General features: G+C 68.3%; 12 protein-coding genes. 4 read left to right on the top strand and 8 right to left on the bottom strand.

Annotated elements, in window-relative coordinates; all coding sequences use genetic code 11:
- Window positions 1–34: 34 nt before the first annotated feature.
- The 5 genes from ACFC0Z_RS15210 to ngcE form a co-directional block, all read right to left on the bottom strand.
- Window positions 35–1099, bottom strand: a complete 1065-nt coding sequence (locus tag ACFC0Z_RS15210; protein ID WP_376437226.1) for a sugar ABC transporter substrate-binding protein — start codon at window positions 1097–1099, stop codon at window positions 35–37.
- Window positions 1100–1220: 121 nt separating this feature from the next.
- Window positions 1221–2441 carry an ROK family protein gene (locus tag ACFC0Z_RS15205; protein ID WP_376437223.1) on the bottom strand — a complete coding sequence of 407 codons (1221 nt, stop codon included), beginning with the start codon at window positions 2439–2441 and terminating at the stop codon, window positions 1221–1223.
- A 196-nt stretch (window positions 2442–2637) separates the two neighbouring features.
- Window positions 2638–3576 (bottom strand): carbohydrate ABC transporter permease, encoded by a 939-nt coding sequence (locus ACFC0Z_RS15200; protein WP_376437220.1) that lies wholly within the window; start codon window positions 3574–3576, stop codon window positions 2638–2640.
- Window positions 3576–4505: a carbohydrate ABC transporter permease gene (locus tag ACFC0Z_RS15195; RefSeq protein WP_376437217.1), complete on the bottom strand. Its 930-nt coding sequence runs from the start codon at window positions 4503–4505 to the stop codon at window positions 3576–3578. Before ACFC0Z_RS15195 ends, ACFC0Z_RS15200 begins: the two co-directional genes overlap by 1 nt.
- Window positions 4506–4608: 103 nt before the next feature.
- Window positions 4609–6051 carry an N-acetylglucosamine/diacetylchitobiose ABC transporter substrate-binding protein gene (gene ngcE / locus ACFC0Z_RS15190; RefSeq protein ID WP_376437214.1) on the bottom strand — a complete coding sequence of 481 codons (1443 nt, stop codon included), beginning with the start codon at window positions 6049–6051 and terminating at the stop codon, window positions 4609–4611.
- Window positions 6052–6584: 533 nt separating this feature from the next.
- Between ngcE and ACFC0Z_RS15185 the strand changes: the two genes are divergently transcribed.
- Window positions 6585–7505 (top strand): FG-GAP repeat domain-containing protein, encoded by a 921-nt coding sequence (locus ACFC0Z_RS15185; RefSeq protein ID WP_376437211.1) that lies wholly within the window; start codon window positions 6585–6587, stop codon window positions 7503–7505.
- 87 nt (window positions 7506–7592) lie between these two features.
- Here ACFC0Z_RS15185 and acnA read toward each other — a convergent pair whose 3' ends face one another.
- Window positions 7593–10310, bottom strand: a complete 2718-nt coding sequence (acnA, locus tag ACFC0Z_RS15180; RefSeq protein WP_376437208.1) for an aconitate hydratase AcnA — start codon at window positions 10308–10310, stop codon at window positions 7593–7595.
- Window positions 10311–10533: 223 nt separating this feature from the next.
- On the bottom strand, window positions 10534–11409 hold the full coding sequence (locus tag ACFC0Z_RS15175; protein ID WP_376437205.1) for a maleylpyruvate isomerase N-terminal domain-containing protein: 876 nt from the start codon (window positions 11407–11409) through the stop codon (window positions 10534–10536).
- A gap of 171 nt (window positions 11410–11580) precedes the next feature.
- Here ACFC0Z_RS15175 and ACFC0Z_RS15170 point away from each other — a divergent pair, with 171 nt between their 5' ends.
- The 3 genes from ACFC0Z_RS15170 (at window position 11581) to ACFC0Z_RS15160 (ending at window position 14208) form a co-directional block, all read left to right on the top strand.
- A complete protein-coding gene (locus ACFC0Z_RS15170) occupies window positions 11581–11928 on the top strand; it encodes a VOC family protein (RefSeq protein WP_376437202.1) in 348 nt (115 codons plus the stop codon).
- 97 nt (window positions 11929–12025) lie between these two features.
- Entirely contained in the window at window positions 12026–13555 is a 1530-nt protein-coding gene (locus ACFC0Z_RS15165) for a helix-turn-helix domain-containing protein (RefSeq protein ID WP_376437199.1), read from the top strand.
- A gap of 212 nt (window positions 13556–13767) precedes the next feature.
- Window positions 13768–14208, top strand: coding sequence for a hypothetical protein (locus ACFC0Z_RS15160; RefSeq protein WP_376437196.1), 441 nt, complete (start codon window positions 13768–13770; stop codon window positions 14206–14208).
- Window positions 14209–14300: 92 nt separating this feature from the next.
- Here ACFC0Z_RS15160 and ACFC0Z_RS15155 read toward each other — a convergent pair whose 3' ends face one another.
- Window positions 14301–15854: an MFS transporter gene (locus ACFC0Z_RS15155; RefSeq protein ID WP_376437194.1), complete on the bottom strand. Its 1554-nt coding sequence runs from the start codon at window positions 15852–15854 to the stop codon at window positions 14301–14303.
- Window positions 15855–15862 lie beyond the last annotated feature (8 nt).

The raw sequence follows: 15862 nt of genomic DNA, 5'->3' as shown, positions 1-15862 counted from the left end.
GGCGGGGTTCCGTCACCTGAGGGGTGATGCCGTGTTACTTGATGCCCAGCTCGGCGCACTTGGCGGCGAGGTCCGCGGCGCAGATCTCGGACGCGCGGTAGATGCCGTCCTTGACGACCGTGGACTGGATGTTGGTCTTGTCGACCACGACCGGCGCGAAGAGCGTCGACGGCACGCCGTCGGTCGCGCCCTGGGCGCCGAGCTCCTTGCCCTTCAGCAGGTTGACCGCGAACTTCGCGGCCTCGGGGGCCAGCTGGAGCGGGGACTTGTAGATCGTGAAGGTCTGCGAGCCCGCGATGATGCGCTGGATGCCCGCGGCCTCCGCGTCCTGGCCACCGACCGGGACGTTCTTGACGCCGGCGTTCTCCAGGGAGGTGATGATGCCGCCGGCCATGCCGTCGTTGGCGGAGTAGACGGCGTTGATCTTGTCCTTGCCGACCGAGGAGATCGCGGCGGACATCTTCTCGCCGGCGACCTTCGGGTCCCACTCGCCGGAGGCCTCGAAGGCGATCTTGCCGACCTTGCCGTCGAGGGCGGTGTGGGCGCCCTTCTTGAAGAGCCCGGCGTTCGGGTCCTTCTCGTCGCCGTTGATCATCACGACGTTGGCGGTGGCGGCCTTCGGGCCGAGGGCCGCGAGGAGGGCCTGGCCCTGGAGCTCGCCGACCTTGTTGTTGTCGTGGCTGACGTAGGCGTCGGCACCGGCGACGGCACGGTCGTACGCGACGACCTTGACGCCCTTGGCCTTGGCGTCCTTGACCCAGCCGGCGGCCTTCTCGGCGTCCACCGGGTCGAGGGCGATGACCTTGACGCCGTCGGCGATGAGCTGGTCGAACTGCTGCTTCTGCTTGACGACGTCGGAGACCGCGTTGTTGTACACGACCTCGCAGTCGCCGCAGGCGGCCTGGACGGCCTTCTCGAACTGGGGCTTGTCCAGGGACTCGTAGCGCGAGGTCTTGTTCTCCGGCAGGAGCAGACCGATCTTCGTCGAGCTGCCCTTGTCGGCGCTGTCGTCGCCGCCGGCCTGGCCGCAGGCGGCGAGGGAAAGGGCCATCGAGACCGCGGCCGTGGCTATGACGGCACGACGAGTCACTGCGTTCATGTGGGGTTGCCTCCCTGACGAGGCCGCGACGGTGCGGCCGAGGTGGCTTGAGTCAACTCGGCGGCGACGCTGTCGTCAAGAAGTAAATTATTAACGAGATGGCAACGACGTTGTGCGTTCTCTAAGTGAAGGCAAGCGTCGAGGCCGGAGCGGCGGCCGGAGGCACGTGCACAGAGCCCTGCAAAAGGGTTGAATCGCCCATCTCGTTGAGGACGAGGGCCAACGCGCCGAGCACCTCGGCCCGCTGGCCGAGCGCCCCCTGCACCAGCGAGAGCCGGCGGGCCGCGCTGGGGATCGCGTACCGCGAGACGGAGTCCCGGATGGGCGCGAGGAGCAGCTCGCCCGCCTCGGCGATGTCCCCGCCGAGCACGACACGGCTGGGGTTCAGGAGGTTGCAGAGGTTGGCGATGCCGCTGCCGATGTGCCGCCCGACATCGGCGATGACCCGGCGACAGCCGGGGTCCCCGCCCCTGGCCAGCTGCACGACCTTTTCCATCGTCAGATCCGGTCCGTGGCTGGGCTGGAGGAGCGGCAGCACGTACCGCGCGGCGGTGAAGGTCTCCAGGCAGCCGCGGTTCCCGCAGCGGCAGACGGGACCCGACTCGTCCAGGGTGATGTGCCCGATCTCGCCCGCCGTGCCCCCCGGGCCCCGGTAGACCCGGCCGTCGATCACCAGACCGGCGCCGACGCCGCTGGCCACCTTGATGTACGCGAGATCCTTGACGCCCCGGCCGCTGCCCCAGACCAGCTCGCCCAGCGCGCCCAGATTGGCGTCGTTGTCGACGTGCACGGGGACGCCGAGCCGGCCGGCGAGCTCCTCGGCCGGGTTGATGCCGCTCCATCCCGGCAGGATCGAGGTCGAGCCGAGCGTCCCGGAGGAGACGTCGATCGGTCCCGGTACGCCGAGACCGACGCCGATGACCTTGTCGCGGCCGACCCCGGTGGCCCCGATCAGCCGGTTGACCAGCTGTTCCGCCCGGTCGAAGCCGTCCGCTGCGGAGGCGTCCACGTCGAGCGGCTCGGCCTCCTCGGCGAGGACCTGGTGGGCGAGGTTGCCCACGGCGACCCGCAGGTGGGTGTGGCCGAAGTCGACGCCGATCACGACGCCGGCGTCCCCGGAGAGCGAGACGCTGCGGGCCCTGCGGCCGCCCGCGGAAGTGGGGGTGACCTCGACGGTGCCGCCGTCCTTCAGCTCCCGGACGATGTTGGAGACCGTCGCGGCGGACAGGCCCGTCGCGCGCGCGATCTCCGCCTGGGTCAGCGATCCGGCCATCCGCACCGCGCGGACGACCCGTTCGAGATTGGCCCTGTGCAGCGACGTCTGCGACCCCGGAGTCTCCATCGACCCACTCACTCCCACCGATTTCTCCAACATGTGAACTCTAAGGGGACGCTTTCGGTGAAGCCCCCGTCAAGACCTCGCGAGGCCGACGGCGAGTGTCACATGGCACGGAACGGTGCGGTTGGGCATGCGCGAGGGCCCCGGCGCGTGCTGCTCCGGGGCCCTCGCGGAGAAAACTCGCGGAGAAAAGACGGCTCTACTTCACGGCTCCGGCGGTGAGGCCGGCCACCACCTGACGCTGGAAGATCACGTACGCGGCGAGGACCGGGAGCATCGCCATCACCAGACCGGCGAAGAGCCCCGACCAGTCGCCCTTGTACCCCTGGCTGACGGCCAGCTGCACGAGCCCCTGCGAGAGCACCTTCTTCTCCGGCTCGGTGTTGAGCACGGTCGGCAGCAGGTACTGGTTCCACTGGCCGAGGAAGTTGAAGATCCCGACGCTGATCAGGCCCGGCTTCGCCATCGGCAGCATGACCTGGAAGAACGTCCGGGTGTGCGAGGCGCCGTCCACGAAGGCCGCCTCCGCCACCGAGGTGGGCAGGGTGCGGAAGAAGGCCGTGAGGAAGAAGACGGTGAACGGCAGCGAGTACGCGATGTAGACCAGGATCAGGCCGTGCTGGGTGTTCAGCAGGGCCATGTTCTGCATGACGTAGAAGAGCGGCACGAGCGCCAGGATGATCGGGAAGCTCATTCCTCCGATGAAGAGGAAGTAGAGGAAGCGGTTCCCGGGGAAGTCGAAGCGGGCGAGCACGTACGCCGCCATCGAGCCGAACAGCAGGGTCCCGATGAGCGAGCCGCCGACCACCACGATCGTGTTCAGGAAGTAGTCGCTCATGTGCGCCTCGGTCCAGGCGCGCGACCAGTTCTCGAAGTGCAGCGTGTCCGGGAACGACCACGGCGAGGTGAAGATCGCCTTGTCGGTCTTGAAGGAGGTCATGACCGCCCAGAGCAGCGGCATGACGACCATGATCGCCCAGATGATCAGGACGCCGTGCGAGAAGACGTTGAGGGTCGCGCCCTCGGCCTTGGCCGTCCGGCGCTTCTCGGACGGGGCCGGCTTGACCAGGGTGAGGCCGGAGCCGCCCGGGGCACCGGGGGTCTCGACGCCGGTGGAGGCAGTGTCGGTCGTCTTCATCAGAACTCCAGCCGCTCGCGCCGGCCCAGCTTCATGACGACGGCCGCGAAGGCCAGCGTGACGAGGAGGAGCGCGACACCGATGGTCGTTGCGTAGGCGGCCTGACCGTCCCGGAACGCCTTCTGGTACACGTACAGCGGCAGCACGATGGTGGAGTAGTCGGGCCCGCCGCCGCTGGGGCCGATGGTCATGATCTGGACCACGGCGAAGGACTCCGCGCCGAGCGCGAGGATGCCCATGTAGATCCAGCCGGACTGCACCGTGTCCCAGAGCAGCGGCAGCGTGATCTTGAAGAAGGTCGTGAACCGGTTGGCGCCGTCGAGCAGCGCCGCCTCGTAGAAGTCCCGCGGAATGGACGCCATGCCGGCCGAGAACAGGACGACGAAGAATCCGACCGTGGACCAGACGAGGACCACCATCACGCAGATGAGGGCGAGATCCGGATCACCGAGCCAGTCCGGCTGAATACTGCCGAGACCGACGCCCTTCAGTACGGAATTGATGGCTCCGCTGTTCGGGTTGTACGCGAACTGGAAGAGCAGCGCGACGATCGCGATCGACAGCACCTGCGGGAAGAAATAGACGATCTTGTAAAACGACGATCCGCGCACGCCCGCGATGGCAGCGCCTCTGCGGCGCCGACCGCCGACATTCAGCATGAACGCGAAGAACAGCGCTATTCCGACGGTCACCAGCGGAAGGACCACCGCGAAGGTCAGGCTGTGCTGGAGCGACTTCCAGAAGATCTCGTCGTCGAGCAGCCTGCTGTAGTTGTCGAATCCGACCATCCGGAATTCGGGGCTCAGTCCGGTCCAGTCCGTCAGCGAGTAGTAGATGGACTGGATGAACGGCCAGATGACGAACAGCGCGTAGAGCGCGAGGGGGGCCGCCAGGAACCCCACGATGAAACGGTACTTGCCGTGTTGCATTCCTACCGACCCCGATCTGTCCCGCGCCGGGCGCGCCGCCGGTGCTGCGCGCCAAGGGGCCGGGGCCCGCTCCCGGTCGGCGGGAAGGGGCCCCGGCAGTGCCTCAGTGCTTGTAGTGCTTGATGCTCGAGTCCTGGGCCGCCTCGTCGGCGAACTTCTGGATCTTCTTGATCGTCTCGGCCGGGGTGGCGCGGCCGGCCATCAGCTCGCCGAGGCCGGCGACGCCGATCTTCTCCTTCTGGAGAGCGACGTACCAGTCCTGGAGACGCGGGTTGACGACGTTCTGCCCGGCCTTCTCCAGGGCCGCGACACCGGACTTGAGACCCGGGGAGAGCTCGATGCCGTCGGTGCCGCCGTTGAGCGCGGTCAGGGACTTCACCGACGAGGTGAAGTTCTTGGAGGAGGCCTCGCTGAGCATGATGCGCAGCTGCTCCATGCCGCCCTCGGGGTTCTTCGCCTTGGCCGGGACGATGAAGGGCTCTCCGCCGGCGGCCCAGATGGTGCCGAAGGGCATCTTGTCCGAGGCGTCGAGGCCCGTCGGGCCGGAGACGGCGAGACCGAAGTCGGCCGGCATGGTCTTCGCGGCCTCGTTCTCGACCCAGGAGCCGTTCGGGATGAACAGCGCCTTGCCCTCGGTCCAGGCGGTCTGCGACTGGATGTGGTCGAGGCCGGGGGTGCCGTTGAGGATGTACCCCTTCTTGACGAGCTCGTAGTAGGCCTCGAAACACGCCTTGACGGCGGGGTGCTCCCAGGCCTTCGGCTCCAGGTTGTCGATCGCGTCGAGGACCTCACGGCCGCCGACCTTGGCGATCATCGGGTAGAGCGAGAAGGGGACGTAGTACGGGTGCTTGCCGGCGTACGTCCAGGCCGCGATGTTCTTCTTCTTGGCCTTCTCGCACAGGGCGATCATCTCGTCCCAGGTCTCCGGGTACTTCGCGTCGAGCGAGTCCAGGAGCTTCTGCGAGTACCAGACGCCGTAGACCGTGTAGGCGTAGTTGAGGATCCAGCACTGCTCGCCGTCGAACTGGCCCATCTCGATGATGCCGGGGCGCAGGGTGTCGCGGACCTTCTTGCTCGGGTCGTCGATCGACGGCGCGTCGAGCAGCGGGGTCAGGTCGGCGAGCTGCTTCTGGCCGACGAGGACACCCATGTCCATCTGCTCGGCACCGGAGTTGTCGATGAGGTCCGGCGGGGTGCCGCCGTTGAAGCGGGGCTGGAGCGTGGTGGTGATCTTCTGGGTCGGGGTGAACTTGACCTTCGCCTTGGGGTAATTGCCCTCGTAGATCTTGACGGCGTCCTTGGCGTACTGCTGTCCGAATCCGCCGTCGAAGAGGACGAAGTCGAGCTCGGCCGACTCGTTCACCCCAAGGGGGTTCTTTTCGGACTTCGTGCCCTTCTCGACCTTTCCGTTGCCACCGCTGTCGCTGCTCGCGCAGGCGGAGAGGAAGCCCATCGTCGGTACGGAGATCAGACCGAGAGCAGCGGAACGCTTGATCAGATCGCGACGGCCGAGGCCCTCACCGTTGTGTGCGGAGGTGGATCCCATGCTCAAGTCCTCGCCTTCATTCAGGACTCAGGCGGTGTGCCGGTCGCCCGTAACTCGTCTCGCCACAGGCGAAGGGCCCTGCCACCGCGGTCAATTGCAGAGGGTCGTGCACGTGCCGGTCCGCCGTTCGGAGCAATCCGATGAGCACTCCGACTGGCTGGACGCCGACAGGTATAGTCCACTTGCCGCTGCCGGAGCAAGATCGAATGCGACTTTCACCAACCATCTTTCCCGAGTTGAGACCTCCGGGATAAGCACGCGGAATCTACGGCGTTTCGTCCAACCGTCGGACCTGTAACACCCTTGACAGGGACTCAAGGGGGCGCGTACTGAGGGCCGTTGAGCTGAGCTTTTCTCATCATCGCGGCGCAAATGCGGACATACGTCCGCTACTGAAACAGTTGTGTCACAGAGCCCCATCAGATGAGAATTCCCTGAGGATGATCCGGGAACATGTACCTGTCACCGGTGCCCGTACCCGCGAGGGAGGGCGCGGTGAACCTGTCTCGTTCCCTGAGCATTTGGAGTATTACGTGGCGAAGTCTTCTCGCCTGAACCGTACGAGCGTTCTCTCCCGCGTGACGGTCGCGGCGGTCACGGCCGCCCTGCTCGGTACGACGACGGCGGCCGTCGCGGCCGACGCGCCCAAGCCCACGCTCGCCTCGACCAAGCAGGCGACCTCCGGTGCGAGCGCGTTCTCGGCCGACGCCGCCACCGCCAGGGCCCAGGTGAACTACCTGCAGGGTGTCAACAGCGCGGGCATCATCTGGCGTTACGAGCCGGTCGGCGGCGGCGCCATCCAGCGTCTCGCCTCCAGCTCCGGCTCGGGCTGGCAGTACGACAAGCACTTCTCGCAGGCCGACCTGGACGGCAACGGCAGCGCCAACGGCATCTACACCGTCAACGCCGGCCGACTGCTCTACACCCCGTACGGCGGCTCCCCCCGCTTCATCGCCAACGGCTGGGGCGGCTACAACGAGGTCCTCTCCGCCGGCAACACCGGCGGCGGCGTCGCCGACGACATCCTCGCCCGCGACAGCAGCGGTGTCCTGTGGCACTACCTGGCCTACGGCAACGGCTCGCTGACCGGGCGCAAGCGCGTCGGCGCCGGGTGGAACCAGTACACCCAGATCGCCGGCAAGGGCGACATCACCGGCGACGGCAGGGCCGACGTCGTCGCCAAGGACCGCAACGGGTACCTGTGGCTCTACAAGGGCACCGGCAGCCACTCGGCGCCCTTCACCGGTCGCGTCCGCATCGGCACCGGCTGGAACTGGTTCAACCTCCTCGTTTCCCCCGGTGACCTGAACTTCGACGGTCTGGCGGACCTCGTCGCCCGCGACAAGGATGGCGGCCTGTGGCTGTACCCGGGCCGGGGCAGCAGCACGTCCCCGTTCAGCCCCCGCAAGAAGATCGGCAACAGCGGCTGGAACAGCTTCCGCGAGATGTTCTGATCGGCTTCCGCGTAACGATCACCGGTTAACGCAAGGGCCCCGCTCCTCTTCCGAGGAGCGGGGCCCTTGTCGTACCAGCCGTGGTGCTTAGCCGCGGATCAGGTTGCGGAGCACGTACTGCATGATGCCGCCGTTGCGGTAGTAGTCCGCCTCACCGGGGGTGTCGATGCGGACGACCGCGTCGAACTCGACACCGGTGTCGGTGGTGACCTTGACCGTCGACGGGGTGGTGCCGTTGTTCAGCTCCGTGACGCCCTCGATCGAGAAGGTCTCCTCGCCGGTCAGACCGAGCGAGTCGGCCGACTGGCCGGCCGGGAACTGGAGCGGGAGGACGCCCATGCCGATGAGGTTCGAGCGGTGGATGCGCTCGTACGACTCGGTGATGACGGCCTTGACGCCGAGGAGCGCGGTGCCCTTGGCGGCCCAGTCGCGGGACGAACCGGAGCCGTACTCCTTGCCGCCCAGGATGACCAGCGGGGTGCCGGCGGCCTGGTAGTTCTGCGAGGCGTCGTAGATGAACGACACCGGCGCGTCGGCCTGGGTGAAGTCGCGGGTGAAGCCGCCCTCGGTGCCCGGCGCGATCTGGTTGCGCAGGCGGATGTTGGCGAACGTGCCGCGGATCATGACCTCGTGGTTGCCACGGCGCGAGCCGTAGGAGTTGAAGTCACGACGCTCCACACCGTGCTCGGTGAGGTACTTGCCGGCCGGGGTGTCGGCCTTGATGGCACCGGCCGGGGAGATGTGGTCGGTGGTGACCGAGTCGCCCAGCTTGGCCAGGACGCGGGCGCCGACGATGTCGGTGACCGGGGTGGTCTCCATCGTCATGCCCTCGAAGTACGGGGGCTTCCGCACGTAGGTGGACTCGGCGTCCCACTCGAAGGTGTTGCCGGTCGGGATCGACAGGGCCTGCCACTGGGCGTCGCCCGCGAAGACGTCCTGGTAGGACTTGTTGAACATGTCCTCGCCGATCGCGTTCGCGACGACGTCGTTGACCTCGGCCTCGGAGGGCCAGATGTCGGCCAGGTAGACCGGCTTGCCCTCGGTGTCCGTGCCGAGGACGTCCTTGGTGATGTCCACCTTCATGGAGCCCGCGATGGCGTACGCGACGACCAGCGGCGGGGAGGCCAGGTAGTTCATCTTGACGTCGGGGTTGATACGACCCTCGAAGTTACGGTTGCCCGAGAGCACCGAGGTCACGGCGAGGTCGTGCTCGTTGACGGCCTTGGAGACCTCCTCCGGCAGCGGGCCGGAGTTGCCGATGCAGGTGGTGCAGCCGTAGCCGACGAGGTTGAAGCCGACCTTGTCGAGGTACGGGGTCAGGCCCGCCTTGTCGAAGTAGTCGGTGACGACCTTCGAGCCCGGGGCGAGGGTGGTCTTGACCCACGGCTTGCGGGTCAGGCCCTTCTCGACGGCCTTCTTCGCGACGAGCGCGGCGGCGACCATCACGTACGGGTTCGACGTGTTGGTGCAGGAGGTGATCGCGGCGACGGTGACGGCGCCGTGGTCGATCGTGTACGTCGAGCCGTCGGGGGCGGTCACCTGGACCGGCTTCGACGGGGCGCCGTTGGGGTGGTTCGCCGGGGCGTCGGAGGCCGGGAAGGACTCCAGGCCGGCCTCGTCGTCGGCGTCGACGTAGTTGCGCACGTCCTGGGCGAACTGCGCGGCGGCGTTCGCGAGGACGATGCGGTCCTGCGGGCGCTTCGGGCCGGCGATGGACGGGACGACCGTGGAGAGGTCGAGCTCCAGCTTCTCGGAGAAGTCGGGCTCGGCGGCCGGGTCGAGCCAGAGGCCCTGCTCCTTGGCGTACGCCTCGACGAGCGCGACCTGCTGCTCGGAGCGGCCGGTGAGCTTGAGGTAGTTCAGGGTCTCGCCGTCGATCGGGAAGACCGCGGCGGTGGAGCCGAACTCCGGCGACATGTTGCCGATGGTGGCGCGGTTCGCGAGGGAGGTGGCGGCGACGCCCTCACCGTAGAACTCGACGAACTTGCCGACGACGCCGTGCTTGCGCAGCATCTCGGTGATCGTGAGGACGAGGTCGGTGGCGGTGGTGCCGGCCGGGAGCTCGCCGGTCAGCTTGAAGCCGACGACGCGCGGGATGAGCATGGAGACCGGCTGGCCGAGCATCGCGGCCTCGGCCTCGATGCCGCCGACGCCCCAGCCGAGCACACCGAGGCCGTTGACCATGGTGGTGTGGGAGTCGGTGCCGACGAGGGTGTCGGGGTAGGCCTGGCCGTTGCGGACCATGACCGTGCGGGCCAGGTGCTCGATGTTCACCTGGTGGACGATGCCCGTGCCCGGGGGGACGACCTTGAAGTCGTCGAAGGCGGTCTGGCCCCAGCGCAGGAACTGGTAGCGCTCCTTGTTGCGGCCGTACTCGAGCTCGACGTTCTCGGCGAAGGCGTCCTTCGTACCGAACTTGTCGGCGATGACGGAGTGGTCGATGACCATCTCGGCCGGGGAGAGCGGGTTGATCTTCGCCGGGTCGCCGCCGAGCGCGGCGACGGCCTCACGCATGGTGGCGAGGTCGACGACGCAGGGCACACCGGTGAAGTCCTGCATGATCACGCGCGCCGGCGTGAACTGGATCTCCTGGCTCGGCTGGGCCTGGGAGTCCCAGTTCCCGAGCGCCCGGATGTGGTCGGCGGTGATGTTCGCGCCGTCCTCGGTGCGGAGCAGGTTCTCCAGGAGAACCTTCAGGCTGTAAGGGAGGCGCGCGGAGCCCTCGACCTTGTCCAGCTTGAAGATCTCGTACGACTCGTCGCCCACGCGCAGCGTGCTGCGGGCGTCGAAGCTGTTCGCCGACACGACAGTCTCCTTCATCAATGTGCGCGTACTACCGTCATGCTGCCGCCACGACCTCGCGCGGATCCGCTAAGGTAAGGCTAAGTTAGGTAACCCTTACCGAGTGGCGGCCACGGTGCGCCGTAAGCAGTTATCTCGATGTCGAGATAACTCTAGTGCATGGCCGCCGCTCGGTCATGCCCGGCCATGCCGAGTTTTGCCGCGGGGGTCCTGTCCGAGCTGCGCCTCACGGTCCGACGACGAGCCGGCTGAGGCGCGTCGCGAGCCACGGGCGGCGCCCGCCGGCCCGCATCCGCCCGCGCGCGACCGCCTGCCACAGGGGTACGCGCCGGAAGGCGACGAGCAGGAAAGCGGTCGCCTCCACCGTCAGACGGCAGTCGTACGGGCGCGGCGGGGCGTCCCGCGTGACGGTCATGGCCCCGCCGTCGACGAGGACCGCGAGGCGCGGCCCTCCCCCCTTCACCACCAGGTCGAGGGCCATGGAGACCCCCCGCGCCCGCTCGGCGTCCAGGGCGAGCCCCATCATCACGGGCATCGACTGCCCGATGACGAGGCCCGCCTCCTCCGGGCCGATCGCCCAGGGGAGGCGGGCGCCGCGCGCGATGTCGAGGCCGTGGACGAGGGTCTCGCTGAGCATGAGCCCGGTGACCGCGGCGAGCGTGAGCGTGACACCGGGGCCGTACCAGGGAGTGGGGACGGGGGTCTCGGGCGCGAGTCCCTCCGTACCCCGCAGGAAGGCATCGCCCCGCTCGGTGAGCAGGGCGCCGGGGCGGGAGCGCTCGCCGGGGCCGGAGAGAGTGAGGACGGTGGCGTTCATGCCGGTGATGCGTTCCACGAAGGAGGGGTCACCCCCGGGAAGGAGCGCGTCCCAGTCGACCGGCTCCCCGACGCCGACGGCGGAGCCGAAGGCGAGGTAGGCGGCGGCGAGGTGCGCGGCCACGTCGCCGACGGACCAGTCCGGCAGGCCGGAGGCGGCGTCGAGGTCGGGCACCTCTTCGAGGAGGCGCGCGATCCGGGGCACGGTGGCGGCCAGGGCGGCGCGGGCCCTGGCGTGCTCGGCGACGGGATCGTACGAGGGCGACGACGTGACGGCGGTACGCATGACCACTCCCCCACACAAGGGTGCGCCTCGCCGGCGACCGGCGAGGCTGCTGACGAGCCCGCAGATTACCGCCGAGTAGCAAGCGCCGAAAGGGGGAAGGCGCAACTCGATCAGCCCTCCCGGACCCCTCCCACCGAGCTGACAAATGCCCAGAGATCCGACAATCGGACCATGTTCAGTGGCGCGCATGTGATTCTCTACACGCAGGACGCGGAGGCGGACCGCGCCTTCCTCAAGGACGTCGTCGGCTTCGACCACGTGGACGCGGGACGCGGTTGGCTCATCTTCAAGCTGCCGCCCGCCGAGATCGCCGTCCACCCCACGGAGGGCGAGCCGAAGCACGAGGTCTACCTCATGTGCGAGGACGTCACGGCGACCCTGACGGCCCTGGAGGACCGGGGCGCCGAGATCTCACGCCCCATCACCGACCAGGGCTGGGGCCTGGTGGCGGCCGTACGCCTCCCGAGCGGCACCGAACTCCCCTTGTACGAGCCGCGCCACCCCACCGCTCACACCTAGAGCCCGTCGGGAGGCATCCGAAGCCATCCGAACGGCGGTCCCCCGAACGGCCTACCCCCTGACGATCTCCATCTCATATCTGAGATAACGTGACGCCATGGCAGACGACTACCTCGTACGCATCGGCAAGCTCATCCGTGACGCCCGTCAGCACCGCGGCTGGACACAGACGCAGCTCGCCGAGGCGCTGGCCACAAGCCAGAGCGCCGTCAACCGGATCGAGCGCGGCAACCAGAACATCAGCCTTGAGATGATCGCCCGCATCGGCGAAGCCCTCGACAGCGAGATCGTCTCGCTCGGCTACGCCGGCCCGATGCACCTGCGGGTGGTCGGCCGCCGCCGCCTCTCCGGCGCCATCGACGTCAAGACGAGCAAGAACGCCTGCGTCGCGCTGCTCTGCGCCTCCCTCCTCAACAAGGGCCGCACGGTCCTGCGCCGCGTCGCCCGCATCGAGGAGGTCTTCCGGCTCCTGGAGGTCCTCAACTCCATCGGCGTCCGCACCCGCTGGATCAACGACGGCGTGGACCTGGAGATCGTGCCGCCGGCCGAGCTGGACATGGAGTCCATCGACGCCGAGGCCGCCATCCGCACCCGCTCGATCATCATGTTCCTCGGCCCGCTGCTGCACCGCATGGACCGCTTCAAGCTGCCGTACGCCGGAGGCTGCGACCTGGGTACGCGCACGATCGAGCCCCACATGATCGCGCTGCGCCGCTTCGGCCTGGAGGTCACGGCGACCGACAACCTGTACCACGCGCAGGTCGAGCGCTCCGTCTCCCCCGACCGCCCGATCGTCCTGACCGAGCGCGGCGACACCGTGACCGAGAACGCCCTGCTCGCGGCGGCCCGCCACGACGGCACCACGGTCATCCGCAACGCGTCCTCGAACTACATGGTCCAGGACCTGTGCTTCTTCCTGGAGGCCCTGGGCGTACGGGTGGACGGCATCGGCACCACCACCCTCACCGTCCACGGCATCCCCCACATCGACGTGGACGTCGACTACTCCCCCTCGGAGGACCCGGTCGAGGCGATGAGCCTCCTCGCCGCGGCCGTCGTGACGGAATCCGAACTGACGATCCGCCGCGTCCCCATCGAGTTCATGGAGATCGAGCTCGCGGTCCTGGAGGAGATGGGCCTCGACCACGACCGCTCCGCGGAGTACGCGGCGGACAACGGCCGCACCCGCCTGGTCGACCTGACGGTCCGCCCGTCGAAGCTCGAAGCCCCGATCGACAAGATCCACCCGATGCCGTTCCCGGGCCTGAACATCGACAACGTCCCGTTCTTCGCGGCGATCGCGGCGACGGCCCAGGGCAAGACCCTCATCCACGACTGGGTCTACGACAACCGCGCCATCTACCTCACGGACCTCAACCGCCTCGGCGGCCGCCTCCAGCTCCTGGACCCCCACCGCGTCCTGGTCGAAGGCCCCACCCGCTGGCGAGCCGCCGAAATGATGTGCCCCCCGGCCCTCCGCCCCGCCGTCGTCGTCCTCCTCGCGATGATGGCCGCCGAGGGCACGTCGGTCCTCCGGAACGTCTACGTCATCAACCGGGGTTACGAGGACCTCGCCGAGCGCCTGAACTCTGTGGGCGCCCAGATCGAGATCTTCCGCGACATCTGACGTACTGGTGCCGCCGCACCCCTCCCCCCTGCCGTTCGGCGGGGCAGGGAGGGGTGCGGCGGCTTTCGTATGGGCGGAGGTAGGTCGTCCGGCTTGTTCGGACGGTGTGTGCCTCTCCGTGACTCTTTGGTCACCCCCTGGACGCTTCACCTGTACAGTGTGACATTGCACAGCCAATCCGGCTGTGAAGTACTCAGGGGAGGACCCCTCTCGTGTCTCGCAAGTTACTGCTCGCCGCTGGTGCCGTCGGGCTCATGCTGACCGCCGTCGCGCCCGCCACGGCAACCGCCCAGACCGCCGCCGCCACCACCACCACGGTGTGCGGTGCGTCGGGTCTGCAGGCCGGTCTCAGTACCCGTGTCTGCGCCGACATCACCGGCGACCAGGTCGAGGTGTACGGCCGCGTCTCGCTGGCCGGACCGCCCAGCCCCGGCAGCCCTTCTCCGTTCGGGCAGGAGCTGTTCACCACGCTGACCGCCGAGGCGCCCGCGGGGACGCTGAACCGGTCGGTGATCTTCAACTCCTCGATCGTCGAGGTCCGTGGGATCTCCGGGACCGTCGCCTGCGGCTCGACCGTGAAGGCGAGCTTCGCCGTGGCGAGCTACCCGTGGTCGCCGCGACCGGTCAGCCTGGAGACCACCGTCCCCTGCTGACGCGCACATGCGCAGGCCTGGCTCGCCCTCTCTCCGGAGGGCGGGCCGGGCCTTTCGCTTCTCGGGCTCTGTTCCCCGTTCCCCGCGCGGGCTCACCCGCCCGGCATCACCCCGGTGCCGCCCTTCAGGCGTTCCAGGTCGGAGGCGCGGACCTGGATGACGAAGACGGCTATGAGTGCGGCGGCCACGGCGAAGATGGCGGCGGTGACGAAGCCGGCGGTGACGCCCGAGGTGAGGACCTGGTCGCCCCAGGGGGGCGGGAGTTGGCCCGTCTCGGCGAACTGGGCCTTCTGGGCCTCGGTCGCCTGGGCGAGGAAGGCCGGGACCTGGGTTTCCGCCTCGTTGCGGCTTGCCGTGCCGAAGACCGTGACCAGGATGGAGAGGCCCAGGGAACCGCCCACCTGTTGGGTGGCGTTGAGGAGGCCCGAGGCCGCGCCCGACTCCTGGGGTTCGACGTTCGAGAGGGCCATGATGGTCAGCGAGACGAACATGAAGCCCATGCCGAGGCCGAAGACGAGGACCGGCCCGAGGATGCTGCCGACGTAGGTCGAGTGCACGTCGGTCAGGGTCAGCCAGGACAGGCCGGCCGCGGCGAGGATCGAGCCCGTCACCATGAAGGGCTTCGGGCCGTAGCGCGGCAGGAGGTTGGAGGTCAGGCCGGCGCCGACGCCGATGATCGCGCTGATCGGGAGGAAGGCGACGCCTGTCGCCAGGGGGCTGAAGCCCAGGACCTGTTGGACGAAGAGCGTCAGGAAGAAGAACATCCCGAAGATCGCCGCCGCCAGGCAGAGCATGATGACGTACGTGCCCGATCGGTTGCGGTCGGCGAACATGTGCAGCGGGGTGATGGGCTGCTGCGAGCGGCGTTCGATGAAGATGAACAGGGCGAGGAGGACGACCGCCGCCACGAACGAGGCGATCGTGTACGGGTCGCTCCAGCCTTCCTGGGCCGCGCGGATGAATCCGTACACCAGCGCCACCATGCCGAGCGTCGACGTCAGCGCGCCAGCCAGGTCGAAGTGGCCGGGGTGGCGTTCGGATTCCTTGACGTGGCGGGGCGTCAGGACCGCGATGACGATCGCGATCGGGACGTTCACGAAGAAGATCCAGCGCCAGTCCAGCCACTGGACGAGCATGCCGCCCGCGACGAGGCCGATCGCTCCGCCGCCCGCCGAGACTCCCGCGAAGACGCCGAACGCCCTGTTCCTCTCCGGGCCTTCGTCGAAGGTCGTCGTGATGAGGGAGAGGGATGTGGGCGAGGCGATCGCGCCGCCCACGCCCTGGAGGGCGCGGGCCGCCAGGAGTTGCCACTCGCTCTGCGCCAACCCGCAGAAGAGGGAGGCGAGTCCGAAGAGCAGGACACCGAAGATGAAGACTCTGCGCCGGCCGAGGATGTCGCCCGCCCGTCCACCGAGGAGCAGCAGGCCGCCGAACGTCAGCGTGTAGGCGTTGACCACCCACGACAGGCTGGTCGTCGAGAAGTCCAGCGCGGTCTGGATGTGTGGCAGCGCGATGTTCACGATGGTGATGTCGAGGACCACCATCAGCTGACAGGAGGCGATGACGAAGAGGGCTATACCCTTGCCGTCCCCGTCGCTCTTGCGGGGCGCCGCCGCCGCTGTCGTCGGCTTCGGGTTACTGGTCATGGCTGCTC

It is taken from the genome of Streptomyces sp. NPDC056144 (assembly GCF_042264145.1).
GTDB lineage: Bacteria > Actinomycetota > Actinomycetes > Streptomycetales > Streptomycetaceae > Streptomyces.
This window is presented reverse-complemented; position numbering and strand designations above follow the sequence as displayed.